The 14,420-nt window shown below is 70.1% G+C and carries 13 protein-coding genes and 1 pseudogene; 10 read left to right on the forward strand and 4 right to left on the reverse strand.

The annotated features are described in order from the left end of the window. Positions 1 to 83 precede the first annotated feature (83 nt). The 6 genes from B141_RS0122175 to B141_RS0122200 all read left to right on the forward strand — a co-directional run bounded on the left by B141_RS0122175 (position 84) and on the right by B141_RS0122200 (position 6,706). Positions 84 to 2,942: an Rne/Rng family ribonuclease gene (locus B141_RS0122175; protein ID WP_020577385.1), complete on the forward strand. Its 2,859-nt coding sequence runs from the start codon at positions 84 to 86 to the stop codon at positions 2,940 to 2,942. 163 nt (positions 2,943 to 3,105) lie between these two features. Next, on the forward strand, positions 3,106 to 3,420 hold the full coding sequence (rplU, locus tag B141_RS0122180; protein ID WP_020577386.1) for a 50S ribosomal protein L21: 315 nt from the start codon (positions 3,106 to 3,108) through the stop codon (positions 3,418 to 3,420). 48 nt (positions 3,421 to 3,468) lie between these two features. Next, positions 3,469 to 3,723, forward strand: coding sequence for a 50S ribosomal protein L27 (gene rpmA / locus B141_RS0122185; RefSeq protein ID WP_020577387.1), 255 nt, complete (start codon positions 3,469 to 3,471; stop codon positions 3,721 to 3,723). A gap of 86 nt (positions 3,724 to 3,809) precedes the next feature. Then, positions 3,810 to 5,171, forward strand: a complete 1,362-nt coding sequence (obgE, locus tag B141_RS0122190; RefSeq protein ID WP_020577388.1) for a GTPase ObgE — start codon at positions 3,810 to 3,812, stop codon at positions 5,169 to 5,171. Then, entirely contained in the window at positions 5,168 to 6,328 is a 1,161-nt protein-coding gene (proB, locus tag B141_RS0122195) for a glutamate 5-kinase (protein ID WP_020577389.1), read from the forward strand. Before obgE ends, proB begins: the two co-directional genes overlap by 4 nt. A 12-nt stretch (positions 6,329 to 6,340) precedes the next feature. Continuing rightward, on the forward strand, positions 6,341 to 6,706 hold the full coding sequence (locus B141_RS0122200) for a hypothetical protein (protein ID WP_020577390.1): 366 nt from the start codon (positions 6,341 to 6,343) through the stop codon (positions 6,704 to 6,706). 73 nt (positions 6,707 to 6,779) lie between these two features. Here B141_RS0122200 and B141_RS50810 read toward each other — a convergent pair whose 3' ends face one another. The 4 genes and pseudogenes from B141_RS50810 to B141_RS0122215 all read right to left on the reverse strand — a co-directional run bounded on the left by B141_RS50810 (position 6,780) and on the right by B141_RS0122215 (position 11,211). Next, complete coding sequence (locus B141_RS50810) at positions 6,780 to 8,372, reverse strand: VWA domain-containing protein (protein ID WP_420313601.1); 1,593 nt, start codon at positions 8,370 to 8,372, stop codon at positions 6,780 to 6,782. 638 nt (positions 8,373 to 9,010) lie between these two features. After that, positions 9,011 to 9,412: pseudogene (locus B141_RS51590) on the reverse strand (VIT domain-containing protein); the annotation flags it as partial. A gap of 46 nt (positions 9,413 to 9,458) precedes the next feature. Continuing rightward, a complete protein-coding gene (locus B141_RS42120; protein ID WP_020577391.1) occupies positions 9,459 to 10,175 on the reverse strand; it encodes a MerR family transcriptional regulator in 717 nt (238 codons plus the stop codon). A 67-nt stretch (positions 10,176 to 10,242) separates the two neighbouring features. Beyond that, a complete protein-coding gene (locus B141_RS0122215) occupies positions 10,243 to 11,211 on the reverse strand; it encodes a hypothetical protein (RefSeq protein WP_157181200.1) in 969 nt (322 codons plus the stop codon). 118 nt (positions 11,212 to 11,329) lie between these two features. Between B141_RS0122215 and B141_RS0122220 the strand changes: the two genes are divergently transcribed. The 4 genes from B141_RS0122220 (at position 11,330) to nadD (ending at position 14,350) form a co-directional block, all read left to right on the forward strand. Next, positions 11,330 to 12,115, forward strand: coding sequence for a DUF4097 family beta strand repeat-containing protein (locus B141_RS0122220; protein ID WP_020577392.1), 786 nt, complete (start codon positions 11,330 to 11,332; stop codon positions 12,113 to 12,115). A gap of 101 nt (positions 12,116 to 12,216) precedes the next feature. Next, positions 12,217 to 13,500 carry a glutamate-5-semialdehyde dehydrogenase gene (locus tag B141_RS0122225; RefSeq protein ID WP_020577393.1) on the forward strand — a complete coding sequence of 428 codons (1,284 nt, stop codon included), beginning with the start codon at positions 12,217 to 12,219 and terminating at the stop codon, positions 13,498 to 13,500. A 57-nt stretch (positions 13,501 to 13,557) separates the two neighbouring features. Continuing rightward, positions 13,558 to 13,701, forward strand: coding sequence for a hypothetical protein (locus B141_RS50345; RefSeq protein ID WP_020577394.1), 144 nt, complete (start codon positions 13,558 to 13,560; stop codon positions 13,699 to 13,701). A gap of 49 nt (positions 13,702 to 13,750) precedes the next feature. Further along, complete coding sequence (gene nadD / locus B141_RS0122235) at positions 13,751 to 14,350, forward strand: nicotinate-nucleotide adenylyltransferase (RefSeq protein ID WP_026257463.1); 600 nt, start codon at positions 13,751 to 13,753, stop codon at positions 14,348 to 14,350. Positions 14,351 to 14,420: the final 70 nt, after the last annotated feature.

Here is a 14,420-nt window from a genome sequence, read left to right on the forward strand (position 1 = left end):
CGGCGCTGCTGGGCTGCAGCGCAGGCGACCGACAGGGGCCCTCGCGCGGCTTGCGAGCCCGAGGGCTGAAGGAGACAGACTGCATGCTCGAACACGAGCAAGACGCGGACACGAGCGTCAAACCCGAACAGAACACTGAGTTGTCAGCGGAGCCGGCCGGCTCCGAGCAGGCCGCACCACCCGCCGCGGGCCGCAAGACTACCCGGAAGCGGACGAGCAGGACCAAGTCCATTAAGGAGCCCGCCGAGACCTCGGCGGAATCCGCCAGCGCGAGCCCGGCCGCCTCCAACGGCACCGAGGGGGCTGAAAGCGGGTCGAACGGCACCAACCCGGTCGAGGCCCCGCGCAGGCGTAGCCGCACCCGCAAGGCCACCGCTGCGAGCCGGCGCAAGGGTGTCGAGCCCGACGATTCCGGTCAGCCCGAATCCAGGCCATCCGTACCTCCTGACACCGATGCTCCTGGTGACACCGATGCTGCTGGTCTCGACGCGGCATCCGAACCACTCCAGGACGAAACCCCCCACACCGACGCGAGTGGCGCGCCCGGGAGCGACGTGCCCCCCGTCGAGTCGCGCCGTGCACCGGCGGTTCCGGTCGTGGCCTTCCAGCCGCCGACAGTCCTGTTCCAGTCACCCGCGATCGAGGCCGCCCAGCCGGAGAAAGAAGAGGACCGGGGCGAACCCTCCGCCAGCCGGCGCCGGCGTGGCCGTTCTGGCGGTACGCCGGAGGCCGACGAGTCGCCGGTCACGGTGACGGAGGCCGAGGAGCCCCAGGGCGAGCCGGAGGCCGAGGTCGGCACCGACGACGACGGCGACGGCGACGGCGACGAGGGTGGCCGCCGCCGGCGGCGCCGCCGGGGTGGTCGGCGCAGGAACAAATCCGGCGGTGACGAGGAAGCCGCCGACGAGCGGGACGAAGACGCCCACGAGGCGGACGAGGAGGCGGCCGGCACTGAGCGGGCCGACGACGGCGACGTCGAGGCCGGTGAGGCGGACGCGGACACCGGCGCGGGTGAGGACGAGGACGAGGACGAGGCTTCGACCGGATCGCGCCGTCGCCGGCGGCGTCGTAGGCGGCGCGGTGAGTCCGTCGAGCCGTCGCCCGACGACCCGGAGGTCACGGTCGTCAAGGTGCGCGAGCCGCGCAAAGCCGACGACGAGGTCACCATCCTGGAGGGGTCGACCCGGCTGGAGGCCAAGAAGCAGCGCCGCCGCGAAGGGCGCGAGGCTGGCCGCCGCCGCCCGCCGATCCTCACTGAGGCGGAGTTCCTTGCCCGCCGCGAGGCGGTCGACCGCACCATGGTGATCCGGCAGCACGGCGACCGTACCCAGATCGCCGTTCTCGAGGACGACGTTCTCGTCGAGCACTACGTCACCCGCGAGTCCCAGTCGTCGATGATCGGGAACGTCTATCTCGGCCGGGTCCAGAACGTCCTGCCCAGCATGGAGGCGGCGTTCATCGACATCGGGCGCGGCCGTAACGCCGTCCTGTACGCCGGCGAGGTCGACTGGAACGGCCTGGGCCGCGAGGGGCATCCCAAGCGCATCGAGGCGGCCCTGAAGTCCGGCCAGCCCGTCCTCGTCCAGGTGACGAAGGACCCCGTGGGCCACAAGGGCGCCCGGCTCACGAGCCAGATCAGCATTCCTGGCCGTTACCTCGTCTATGTCCCGCACGGCTCGATGAACGGCATCAGCCGCAAGCTCCCCGACGTGGAGCGCAACCGGCTCAAGCAGCTCCTCAAGGAGATCGTTCCCGACGAGGCTGGCGTCGTGGTCCGCACCGCCGCCGAGGGAGCGAGCGAGGAAGAGCTGTCCCGCGACGTCTCCCGGCTGCAGGCACAGTGGGAGGCGATCGAGAAGAAGGCCACGAACGGCCAGGCCCCGAACCTCCTCTACTCCGAGCCCGACCTGCTGATCAAGGTCGTGCGTGACCTCTTCACCGAGGACTTCAGTCGGCTCGTGGTGGCTGGCGACGAGGCCTGGGACATGGTGGAGGGGTACGTCGACCACGTGGCTCCGCATCTCGCGGACCGGCTCGAGCGGTGGAACTCCCCTCAGGACGCGTTCACGACGTTCCGGATCGACGAGCAGATCATGAAGGCGCTCGACCGCAAGGTCTGGTTGCCCTCCGGCGGGTCGCTCATCATCGACCGCACCGAGGCGATGACCGTCATCGACGTCAACACCGGGAAGTTCACCGGTGCCGGCGGCAACCTCGAGGAGACGGTCACCAAGAACAACCTCGAGGCGGCCGAGGAGATCGTCCGCCAGCTGCGCCTGCGCGACATCGGCGGGATCATCGTCGTCGACTTCATCGACATGGTGCTGGAGTCCAACCGCGACCTCGTCCTGCGCCGCCTCGTCGAGTGCCTCGGTCGAGACCGCACCAAGCACCAGGTGGCCGAGGTGACGTCGCTCGGGCTCGTCCAGATGACCCGGAAGCGGATCGGCACGGGACTGCTGGAGTCCTTCAGCGAACCCTGCGAGGCCTGCAACGGGCGGGGTGTGAAGGTACGCGTGGAGCCCGCCGCGGCGAGCGCCCCGACCCCGGCCCCGGCCGAGGAAGACGGCCACCGCCGGTCGCGGCGGCGTCGTCGTGGTGGCGGCGGAGGCTCGGCGGGCCACCCCGAGGCAGCGGAGTCGGAGTCCGAATCGCCCGCGGTGCCCGAGGCGCCGGAGGGCGGCGAATCGCCCGATCTCGTGGCATCCGCGTCGACCGCGGTCGAGCAGGGCGGCACGTCAGAGGACGGCACGACTCCTCCGGAGGGTGCCGAGCAGATCAGCCCGCGCGAGGGGGACGCGTCCGCGAGCGTGGTGGACGCGCCCGAACCCGCTGTCGAGCCGGTGGAGCCGGAGCCGACGGCGGAGAAGCCGGGCGCGGGCTCCGGCGAGCGAAGCTCACGGCGCCGCGGCCGTAGGCGCGCGGTCTCCGTCGAGCAGTGAAGCCAGCAGTAGATCGAAGTAGTGCGCTGGCGGTAGGCCTGGTTTGGCCGCTCCGCCGGTGGTTGGGTAGTCTTTACGGTCGGCGCGGGGTCCGCGCCGTCTGTCGTGCGTCCGCCCCGAAGCTGACGCGCTCCTGAACGTTCCGAAGAGAGTGAGACCAGCGGTGTACGCGATCGTGCGTAGTGGCGGCCTTCAGCACAAGGTGGCTGTGGGCGACGTGCTCGAGGTCAACCGGCTGGCCGAGGAGACCGGTGCGACGGTGGAGCTCCCCGCCGTGCTTGTCGTTGACGGCGGGAGCGTCACCTCCGACGCCGCGGCGCTCGCCAAGGTCTCGGTGACCGCGGAAGTCCTCGGTGACGCCAAGGGCCCCAAGATCAACATCCTGAAGTTCAAGAACAAAACCGGCTACCGCCGCCGCCAGGGTCACCGCCAGAAGCTGACCCAGGTGAAGGTGACCGGCATCAACAGGCAGGGCTAGTTCCAGGGCCCCCCTGGACTCCCAAGATCCACAACCGAGGGCTGACAGATGGCACACAAGAAGGGCGCTTCGTCCTCCCGGAACGGGCGCGACTCCAACTCCCAGCGGCTCGGCGTCAAGCGTTTCGGCGGCCAGCTTGTCAACGCGGGCGAGATCATCGTCCGGCAGCGAGGCACGCACTTCCACCCCGGCGTCAACGTCGGACGTGGCAAGGACGACACGCTGTTCGCGCTCTCGGCTGGCGCCGTCGAGTTCGGTAGCCGGCGCGGCCGTCGGGTCATCAACATCGTCCCGAGCGAGTGACGCCGCATCCCTGAGCAGAGTGAGGAGGGGCGGGCCGGAGGGCCCGCCCCTCTTTCTTTCGAAAACCAGACAGAAGGAGGTGTGCCGTGGCGGTTCCCACGTTCGTTGACCGTGTCACGCTCCATGTCGCGGGCGGCGACGGGGGGCACGGTTGTACCTCCATCCGGCGGGAGAAGTTCAAACCGCTCGGCGGACCCGATGGCGGCAACGGCGGCCGTGGCGGGAGCGTGATCCTCGAGGTCGATCCCGGACTCACCACGCTGGTCGACTACTACCACGCACCACACCGCCGCGGCGGCAACGGCAAGCAGGGGCAGGGCAGCAACCGCTCGGGCGCCGACGGTGCCGATCTGATCCTCCGCGTTCCCGACGGCACCGTCGTGAAGACGTCGGACGATGAGGTGCTCGCCGACCTGGTCGGGGTTGGGACGTCGTACGTCATCGCCGCCGGTGGCCACGGTGGTCTTGGCAACGCGGCGCTAGCGTCCGCGCGCCGCCGTGCTCCCGGATTCGCGCTCCGCGGGGAGCCCGGAGACCAGCGGACGGTCGTCCTCGAACTCAAACTCGTCGCGGACGTCGGCCTGGTCGGATTCCCGAGCGCCGGCAAATCCAGCCTCATCGCCGCCGTCTCCCGAGCCCGTCCCAAGATCGCTGACTATCCCTTCACCACGCTCGTCCCCAACCTCGGCGTCGTGACGGCGGGGGACACGACGTTCGCGCTGGCCGACGTGCCGGGCCTGATCGAGGGAGCGAGCGAGGGACGCGGCCTGGGGCATGAGTTCCTGCGGCACCTCGAGCGGTGCAGCGCCCTGTGCCACGTCATCGACTGCGCCACCCTCGAGACCGGCCGTGATCCGCTCTCCGACCTCGACGTCATCGAGGCCGAGCTCACCGCGCATGGCGGGTTCGACGACCGCCCGCGGCTCGTCGCGCTCAACAAGGTGGACGTTGCTGAGGCGCGCGAGCTCGCCGATCTCGTACGCCACGAGCTGGAAGCGCGCGGGTTCGATGTCTATGAGGTGTCGGCGGCGACCCACGAAGGGCTCGCGTCCCTGACGTACGCCATGGCCCGGTTGGTGCGGCAGCGTCGGGCGGCCACGCCGCCACCGGAGCCGACCCGGATCGTGTTGCGGCCGCGCGCTGTTGACGAGGAGGACTTCACCGTCACGCGCGAGCGGGACCTGTGGCGGGTGCGGGGAGGCCGGCCGGAACGCTGGGTACGCCAGACCGACTTCGGCAATGACGAGGCCGTCGGGTATCTCGCGGACCGGCTCAACCGGCTCGGCGTCGAGGCCCGGCTGCTCAAGCTCGGCGCGGAGCCCGGTGATGCGGTCGTCATTGGGGAGGAGGAGAACGCCGTGGTGTTCGACTTCGACCCGACGGTGGAGTCGAGGGCTGAGATGCTGCGCGGCCCCCGCGGCACCGACCGCCGCCTGGAGGGTCGGTGAGCGGCCGGAAGCCGGAGTCGCGCGGAGATGTGACACGCGCTCAGCGGGTCGTCGTCAAGGTCGGATCGTCCTCGCTCACGACGTCTCGCGGTGCCATCGACCCGCACCGGATCGATGCCCTGGTCGAGGTGCTCGCCGACCGTCGGGCCACCGGCATCGAGATCGTTCTGGTCTCGTCCGGCGCGATCGCGACGGGGATCGCCCCGCTTGGTCTGCGGAGTCGGCCGCGGGACCTCGCCACCCAGCAGGCGGCGGCCAGCGTGGGCCAGGGCCTGCTGGTCGCGAGGTATACGGAGGCGTTCGGCCGGCACGGGTTCCGGGTCGCCCAGGTCCTGTTGACGGTCGACGACGTGACCCGGCGGTCGCACTACCGCAACGCCTACCGCACGTTCGCCCGCCTGCTCGAACTCGGCGTCGTACCCATCGTCAACGAGAACGACTCGGTGGCGACCGAGGAGATCAGGTTCGGCGACAACGACCGGCTCGCCGCGCTGGTTGCCCACCTGGTCCATGCGGATCTGCTGGTCCTGCTCTCTGATATCGACGGGTTGTACGACGGTGACCCGCGCCGGCCCGGCACCCAGCTGATCTCGGAGGTCCGCGGGGAGGAGGACCTGCGCGACGTCGTGATCGGCAAGGCGGGCAGGTCCGGCATCGGCACGGGCGGCATGGTCACGAAGGTGGAGGCGGCCCGGATCGCCACCGCCGCCGGCGTGCCGGTCGTTCTCGCGCAGGCGTCTGACGCGGCGGCCGCACTTGCTGGGCAGGTGGTCGGCACGCACTTTCACCCGACGGGGCGGCGTCGACCCACCCGGCTGCTGTGGCTGGCCCACGCGACGACGCCGCGAGGCCGGCTACGGCTGGACGCGGGTGCCGTTCGCGCGGTCTGTGAACGCCGGGCGTCCCTTCTCCCGGCGGGGATCCTTGAGGTAGATGGAGACTTCGCAGTAGGGGATCCGGTGGATCTCGTTGATCCTGAAGGACGTACTGTCGCTCGCGGCCTGGTCAACTTCGATGCTCAGGAGCTGCCTGGTCTGCTTGGCCGATCGACGCGTGAGCTGGCGCGTGAGCTCGGCCCGGCGTACGAGCGTGAGGTCGTGCACCGCGACGATCTCGCGCTGGTCACCCAGCGGCGTCACGACGGCGCGCGGGACTAGAGGAAGGCGGCGGTGGTGAGCCACGAGGACGAGCCACGCATGTGGCACATCACCGTCACGGTCGCCGGCCAGGCGCACGACCTGGACGGGGTGCGTGCCGGGCTGGAACGCCTGGTCGAGGAGCGGCCGTTCCTGCTGACCGTGCGCTATCGGGCCGACCGTGCGGAAGTTCGCTACTGGGAACAGGCGACGGACATTCTCGATGCGGCGTCGCTGGCGCTACGGCTCTGGAACGAGCACCGGGGTAGCACCGGGCTTCCTCAGTGGGAAGTCATCGGCCTGGAAGTGCTTGATCGCGAGACCTTCTCGATGCGGGTGGACGAGGGGACGGCCCCGCCGCCGTTCGCCGGGATCGGCGGAGCCGTCCGAAGGTTCTGACCAGATGGTCTCCAGAGGGGCCGGGCCGCTGAGGCGTTTTGCTGACCCCGCCGGGTGTGGCCGCCCATCCGGATCAGGAGCCTCGACGCCAGAACGTCCGTCGGTGCGATCCGCCCGGGCCGCGCGAGGGCTTGGACCGTGGGGGCTTGGACGTGACCGTCGGCTGGTTGCCGGATGGCCAGTCATTGACGGCGACGAACGCTCTGAACACGTCGAGCACCCGCAGCCACAGTCGCTCGGCCTCCACGGCGTTTGTGGGGGTCTCCCGCGCATAGCTCCGCAGGTCTGCGAGCAGGTCGCGGAGTGGCAGGAGCGCAAAGCTGTCGACGCCCGCTGATTCCAGCCTTGCCAGCAACTCGGCCAGCCGTGGCGCCAGGTCTGCGAGGTGTTGCGGGCGTTTGGAGGCGGGCGCCTGCTCCAGCCGGGCGAGTTCGTCGTTGAGAGCACGGCGTACGTCGGCGACCTCGCTGGGCTCGAGCCGCTCGCGCCCAGCGAGGTCGGGCTGAGCGGAGAACTCCTGGGCCGCGCTCTCGGGCATGCCCGTCATGTCCCGAGCTGGTGCCGCGGGCCGCAGCCGGGCGCGGCGTGGTCCGGCGAATCCGCCACCCATCGGGCCCGCACTCGCCATCAGCGCGGCTCCTCCTCCAGGCATCAGACTGGCGGTGCCAAAGGTGGACTCTCTGTCCCAACCCTGTGGGAACTCGACCGGCTGGGTGACCCGGCGCGGTGTGCCGCCGTCGGTGACGATGCGGGAGTCGATCGCGACGTACGCCGTGAAGCGGCACAGGACTCCGAACCGCAGCGAGGTCGCGATGATCTGGCTCTCCAACGCCTTGGGATCCTCACCTGCCAGCGGGAGCTGGCTCGAACCTGTGACGTAGCGGTCTTCGAGGTCACGGAGCCGGCCGCGAGCCCACACCGCCGCGAGCGCGGTGTTGGTGCCCGGCGTCACCGGCATCTGTGTCGACCAGTCGGAACCGCCGGCCGCTTGGCCTTTGACCGTAACGGCACCGGTGGGGGTTCCGCGGTAGCGACCCATCACGAGGAGCGGAGCGCCCGCATAGAGCGCCGGAAGCGGAGTCGGCGTGAGGGATTCGGGCAGGATGTCGAGACCCGCCGGTATGAACCGCAGGTCCGTGACGAGTGGTGTGCCGACCCTGCGGTGGATGGCCTCCATGGCGGAGTCCAGCTGATCCTCGGACTCCACCAGCTCGTAGTGACCTCCTCCGAGCGCGGCGATCCGGCGTAGAAAGGCTTCGTTGACAGCGACGTCGATGCCGACGGCGTGGACGCGGATGCCTGGTAGCTGGGGCGCGAGCTCGTGCAGGATCTGGTCTTCGTTGCCTACCTGGCCGTCGGTGACGAGCACCAGGACCCGATCCCGCTCGCGGTCCGCGGAGTCGGTGTCGCTGCCCTCGCGGAGGAGCGCGGCCGCACGGACCAGCGGGGCGAGCATCTCGGTGCCGCCGCGGGCTTCGAGACGGGCGAGGTGCTCGATCGCCCGGAAGCGGTTGCGGTCAGTCGCCGGCACGAGCCCTTCCGGCAGCGTGGGGGCTGTCTCGATGGTGTTGTCGAACGCCAGCACCGAGAACCTGTCCGCGCCTGACAGGGTGTCGACGATCCGGGCGGCGGCCCGCCGGGCAGTGACCATCTTCCAGCCGCCCATGCTGCCGGATCGGTCGAGCACAAAGACAACATCGCGGGCACGTGCTGGTCTGGTCGAGGAGGGCGGGAGCACGGTGAGGGCAAAGGTCCCGTCGCCGTGATCCTCCGGCGGCCGGGAGTGGGGATCCTCGCCGGGCTGAGTGTCATCCAGGGGGCTCCCGCGGTGGCCCGCTCGTCGGGAATGACGACGAGTGCGCTGCTGATCGCGTCGGCGGAGCCGAGGCCGAGCCGCAGGATGAAGTCACGGTCGGCGCGTTCGCCGGGGTGTACCCGCACCCGTAGCCGACCGCCGTCCAGCTCGTCGACGGCGACGGCATGCAGGCTGGACGCCACCTCGGTCACGGGCAGGCCCGCCGGATCGATGTCGACCTCGATCGACAGAGCCACAGGTGAATGGCAGCCGGGCAGCAACACGGGTGGGGTGATCCTGGACGCGTCTGGAACGGCGTCCGTGTCAGGGCTGACCCCACTGCCGACCGGCTCGTCGTCCAGGGGATGGCCCGGGATGTAGCGGGGCGCGACAACGAGCGGGAACCGCAGCGTGGCGGTGCCGTCGTCGAACGCCAGCTGGCCCGCGAGGGTGAGTCGCACGGTGACCCGTTCGCCGGGCAGGATGTTGCCGACCCGCATGGTGAAGACGCCCGGGCGCTCCTCCTCGGCGATCGAGGCGCGCTTGCCCTCGCTCACGGCCTGGTCGTAGTCGGCGCGGGCGCGTTCGCGTTCGCGGAGCACCCCTTCGACGATGCGGTCATCGGCTTCCATCTGGAGCGCGGTCAGTGCCGCCCGGTCGGGCAGCGGAAAGATGTAGGTGGCCTCCAGGGGTTCCGGGTAGGGGTTGCGGAAGCGCTGGCTGAGGTGGGTGCGCACCGCGAGTCCGGTGGTCGTGAGCCGAACGTCGAGCGCTTCGAGTGGGAGGTTGCCGCGCTCCGTCGCGAGCGTCCCGAAGCCCTCGTCCGCGGACGGTTGCGGTGGTGCTGCGGTCGTGGGTAGCTGGCTGACAGAGATGCTCATGCGCGTCCTCGCTTCGCTCCGGGCGCGCATGAGGCACCAGGCGCGCTGTATTGAATGATTCGCTCGCTGCGCTCGCTCATGCCTGCTCCTTGGCGGTCGGGGAACGTCGGGTGGCGTCCGGAGTCGGATCGGTCAGTCGCGCCGGAGGCAGCAGACCAAACTGCTGGAGCCTGTCAACCAGGGGTTGCGCCGCTTCGTGAAGTGCGGCGACCTCTGCGGCGTCGGGTGTGCGCGGGAGCCCGTCGAGGATGAGGAGAACGCCGTCTGCCAGTCGTACTCCCGCAACGGCGTCGGCCGGCCGCTGGTCAGCGACCTCGGCGACCTCGGCGACCTCGGCGACGGTGGCGTGGGCGGAGACGCTCGCCCGTGCTGGACCCGCCCAGAATCGCGTACGAGCCGCGGCGCCACTGGGGACGTGGAGATCGGCGGTCAGCCCGCGATCCTGCCCGGACGGCAGCTCCGAAGACAGCTCGAGAGGGATGGGCACCTCGGCGATCCGGGCGAGCGTCTCGTCAGAGGCCCCGGCGAGGTCGGCCTGGATGTCTGAGAGTGCGAGGCCGCGTCCCTGGAGCTTCTTGATCGCGAGCACCTGGAGGAGGTGGCGTACGCCGTAGCTCGCGGACCGGCCCCGCATCTGTGGTCGGTCGACGAGCCCGGTCGTTTGGTACCACCGAATGGTGCGGGCGTCGGGAACCTCCCGGACACGACCGCTGGCCTGAGCGGATGACGCGGCGGAGAGTGCCGCGGCCACCTGCTCAGACAGCTCGCTGATCGTCCAGGGATCTGTCGCCATACGGCCATGCTGTCACTGTCACATAACACTGTCAAAATGGTCTGGCGGATCTGCCGGGTCCACCGCGTCACGGTGTGAGTGAGGCGGAGGCCAGCGCCCGGTCGAGGTCGAGGCGCCAGAGGAGGATGGCGGCGGGCCGGGTCACGCGGCGCCCGCCCGGGATCGCGTACACGTACCCGTTGGTGGCGTTCCCGCCGAGGAGGATGAGGGGCGTGGACGCCGGCTTCGCCGTGGCTCCATGGGCCGTCAGATAGACGCTGACCGAGCCGCGCGTCGGCGTGAACGTCAGCTGTTCGAGGACGACCAGCTGGTTGCCGTCCGGCCAGGTGACCAGGCGGGCCGTTCCGCTGAGCTGGTGGCCGATGCCGACCAGCTGTGCTCGGGAGAGCTCGAGGGTTCCGGACGGATGGCTCGAGGTGGTCACCTCGCCGCGTGGGGCCGGTGTCTGGCTTGGCTGGCTGAGCGCCACGCCCGCTTTGGTCGTCGGGGCCGGCGTGGCCGTGAGTGGTGCGGACGTCGGCACGCGCCTCGATGTCGGATGGATCGCGATCCGCGGACGAACCGCACGGTCAGGTCGCGGCTGGTGGCTCGGCGCGAAGCCGGCCGGGTGGGTCGGCGACGGGGTGGGCGAGGGTCGCGGCAGCGCGGACGCGATCCGGGCGTCGCTCGTTGGTCGCGGCGACGGCCCCGCGACGGGGTTCACGACGTACGGCGAGGTCGCGTCGGTCCAGGTGGGGCTCTGCATCGCGGGGGCGAGGAGGATGCCGGCCGCGGCCAGCGGGATGGCCGCCGGTGCGAGGATGCCCGCAATCCGGGAGCCGGTCGCGACATGGACGGCGGCACCCGTCGCCGCGACCAGAAGGGCGAGAACGCCGATGACGGGCGTGGTCGATGCGGTGAGGGCGTTCGTGACGAGGTCGGGGCGCTGGGTGTACGTGAGGCCGATCAGGGCGGTGGTGACGACGACGGGCGTCAACGCGCGTGCCGCGCTCTCGACTGCGCTGCGGAGCCCAGGTCTTTCCCGATGCCGCGCCAAGGATCGGCTCCTCTCGTAGAGGTGTCGCGAACCGAGAGCGAGCGTACATAGCATGCTGACGCTGAGTAAAGAGGTCAGCACGATAAGAGAGCGTCTGGCGGCCCACTAGTCTGCCGGCATGTCTGTTTCCGGGAACGTCGCCAAGACCTGGGGCGTGCTTGTCCTGAGCGCCGCCACGCTCGCCACAGCGACCGCCTGCGGGTTGGTGAGCAAACGTCTGGAGATCGCCCGGACCGAGCCGGTGCGGATCACCCGCATCACGCTCGAACCCGGTGCGGGCGACATCACCGTCCGCACCGCCGCGGTGTCCGACGTGGAGATCACGTCCAGAGTCCGCCACCGGGGTGTCGCGCCGGAGGAGACCTACCGGATCGATGGCACCGAACTTCTCCTCGACACCAACTGCGGGCGGCGCTGCAGGGTGTCGTACGACGTCGTCGCGCCGGAAGGTGTCGCCGTAGGCGGTGAGAACGGCTCCGGCGACGTCGACCTGACCGGCGTGGACGCGGTGGACATCGAGCTCGGCTCCGGTGACCTCACGGTGAACGGCGCGTCGGGGGTCGTCCATGCGCGCACCGGGTCCGGAAACCTCACGGTCAACGACGTGTCCGCGGCGGTCGAGGCTCGAACCGGCTCCGGGAACATCCGTGGGGACGAGTTGGCCGGACCCGTGACCGCCCAGGCCGGTTCGGGAGACATCCGCCTGGCCCTCGACGCGCCGGAGTCTGTCCGGGCGAGCGCGGCCAGCGGGTCCGTCGACCTCGTGGTTCCGGAGGGAAAGTACCGCGTACGCCAGCGGAGCGGATCCGGCAGCGGCGACATCACGGTCGAGGACGACCCGACCGCCACCGCGCTGCTCGACGTGCGGACCGGCAGCGGGAACATCAAGATCCAGCAGGACTGAGCACCGGCCACCCCACCAGCGCGGCGGCTCTGCCTGCTGGCGCGCCGGGTGGTGCGGGTTGGAGGAGCACCTCGGTCGGCGGGCGGTCCTAGGATCAAGGCATGACTGGTCACGCGTCCGACGCCCACTCCTCTGATCAGGACGCCGTTCTCGACACTGCCCGGCGTGCCCGCGAGGCTGCCGTCGACCTCGCCATCCGTTCGCGCGCTGACAAGGACGCCGTCCTCCAGGCGATGGCCGAGGCGCTGGAGTCGCAGGCTCCCGACATCGTCAAGGCCAACGCCGGCGACATCGAACGCGCCCGTGCGGCCGGCACCTCCGATGCCATCATCGACCGGCTGCGGCTCGACGACACGCGCGTGCGGGGGATGGCGGACGGTCTGCGCCAGGTCGCCCAGCTCACCGACCCGGTGGGCGAGGTGGTTCGCGGCTACACCCTTCCCAACGGTCTCGAGCTTCGTCAGGTGCGGGTGCCGTTCGGCGTCGTCGGCATCATCTACGAAGCCCGACCCAACGTCACCGCCGACGCCGCCGGGCTCTGCGTCAAGAGCGGCAACGCCGTACTCCTCCGCGGCTCCTCCTCCGCCCGGGAGTCCAACGCCGCGATCGTCGCGGCGTTGCGGGATGCCCTTGCGGCCAAGGGTTTTCCGGCCGACGCGATCCAGCTCGTTCCGGGCGAGAGCCATGACTCGGTCAAGCACCTGATGCGGGCCCGCGGACTCGTCGACGTGCTCATTCCTCGTGGGGGAGCCAGTCTGATCCGTAGCGTCGTCGAGCAGTCGACGGTGCCGGTGATCGAGACCGGCGTCGGCAACTGTCACGTCTACGTTGACAGTGACGCCGACATCGAGATGGCCCTGTCGATCCTGTTGAACGCCAAGACCCAGCGGCCCAGCGTCTGCAACGCGGCCGAGACCGTGCTCGTGCACCGCGACGCCGCCGACGCGTTCCTGCCCCGCGCGCTCGCGGCGCTGCGGGAGGCGGGCGTGACCGTGCATGGTGATGAGCGGGTCCAGGCATACGCCGACGACGTGGTCGCCGCGACCAACGAGGACTGGACCACGGAGTACCTCTCGCTCGACCTCGCCGCAGCCGTGGTCGACTCGCTCGACGATGCCGTACGCCACATCCGGCGGCATGGCTCGGGGCACACCGACGCGATCATCACCCGGTCGCAGGCGGCGTCGCGGCGGTTCGTCCAGGCCGTCGACTCCGCGGCCGTCGTGGTCAACGCGTCGACGCGGTTCACCGACGGCGGGGAGTTCGGGTTCGGGGCTGAGATCGGCATCTCGACGCAGAAGCTGCACGCCCGTGGACCGATGGGGCTGCCGGAGATGACGTCGACCAAGTACGTCGTCGTGGGTGAGGGCCAGATCCGTACCTAACACCCGACAGCCAGGCTCGCGTCGGCCGGGTAAAGGCGCCCAGGTAGGCTGCCCGGCATGGAGTCGTTCGTCCTTCTCGCGCAGGAGACTCACCACGAGCTTCCGGTCCCGGCGCCGGTGATCGGGTTCGTGGCGTTCGTGCTCCTGTCGGTGTTGTTGCTGATCACGCTCGCCATCGGCAAGGGGCGTCCGCACGTCTGAGTTCGGTGATCCGGATGTACGCGAGTGGGGCGCAGCACCGGGAGGTGCCGTGACGGCGCGACGGCCGCGGATCGGGGTGATGGGCGGTACCTTCGACCCGATCCATCACGGACACCTTGTGGCCGCCAGCGAGGTGCAGGCGTCGTTCGATCTGGACGAGGTGATCTTCGTCCCGACCGGCCGGCCCTGGCAGAAGGGCGACCGCGAGGTCTCACTCGCCGAGGACCGCTACCTGATGACGGTCATCGCGACCGCGTCCAACCCCAGGTTCTCGGTGAGCCGGGTCGACATCGACCGGCCCGGCCTGACGTACACCGTCGACACCCTTCGAGACCTGCGCAAGGAACGCGGTCCCGATGCGGAGTTCTACTTCATCACGGGCGCGGACGCGCTCACCCAGATCCTCACCTGGCGCGATGTCGACGAACTCTTCGAGATGGCACATTTCGTCGGGTGCACCCGCCCCGGGCACGTGATCGAGATCGATCAGGTTCCCAAGGATGTCGTGACCCTGCTGGAGATCCCGGCCCTCGCGATCTCGTCGACGGAGGTGCGGCAGCGGGTCGCCACCGGGCACCCGATCTGGTACCTCGTGCCCGACGGGATCGTTCAGTACATCAACAAGAGGCATATGTACCTCGAGCCGTGAGATCCTGGAGAGGTTAAGTACGCCGAACACCCACGACGGGCCTGCGGTATGTCCTGGTTCGTCGAGAAAG

The sequence above is a fragment of the Actinopolymorpha alba DSM 45243 genome, from assembly GCF_000373925.1.
Lineage (GTDB): Bacteria > Actinomycetota > Actinomycetes > Propionibacteriales > Actinopolymorphaceae > Actinopolymorpha > Actinopolymorpha alba.

Coding starts and splice junctions, on each gene's coding strand:
- B141_RS0122175 (WP_020577385.1), top strand. CDS start 84: ATGCTCGAACACGAGCAAGACGCGGACACGAGCGTCAAACCCGAACAG.
- rpmA (WP_020577387.1), top strand. CDS start 3,469: ATGGCACACAAGAAGGGCGCTTCGTCCTCCCGGAACGGGCGCGACTCC.
- B141_RS50810 (WP_420313601.1), bottom strand. CDS start 8,372: ATGGGCGGCTGGAAGATGGTCACTGCCCGGCGGGCCGCCGCCCGGATC.
- B141_RS42120 (WP_020577391.1), bottom strand. CDS start 10,175: ATGGCGACAGATCCCTGGACGATCAGCGAGCTGTCTGAGCAGGTGGCC.
- B141_RS0122220 (WP_020577392.1), top strand. CDS start 11,330: ATGTCTGTTTCCGGGAACGTCGCCAAGACCTGGGGCGTGCTTGTCCTG.
- B141_RS0122225 (WP_020577393.1), top strand. CDS start 12,217: ATGACTGGTCACGCGTCCGACGCCCACTCCTCTGATCAGGACGCCGTT.
- B141_RS50345 (WP_020577394.1), top strand. CDS start 13,558: ATGGAGTCGTTCGTCCTTCTCGCGCAGGAGACTCACCACGAGCTTCCG.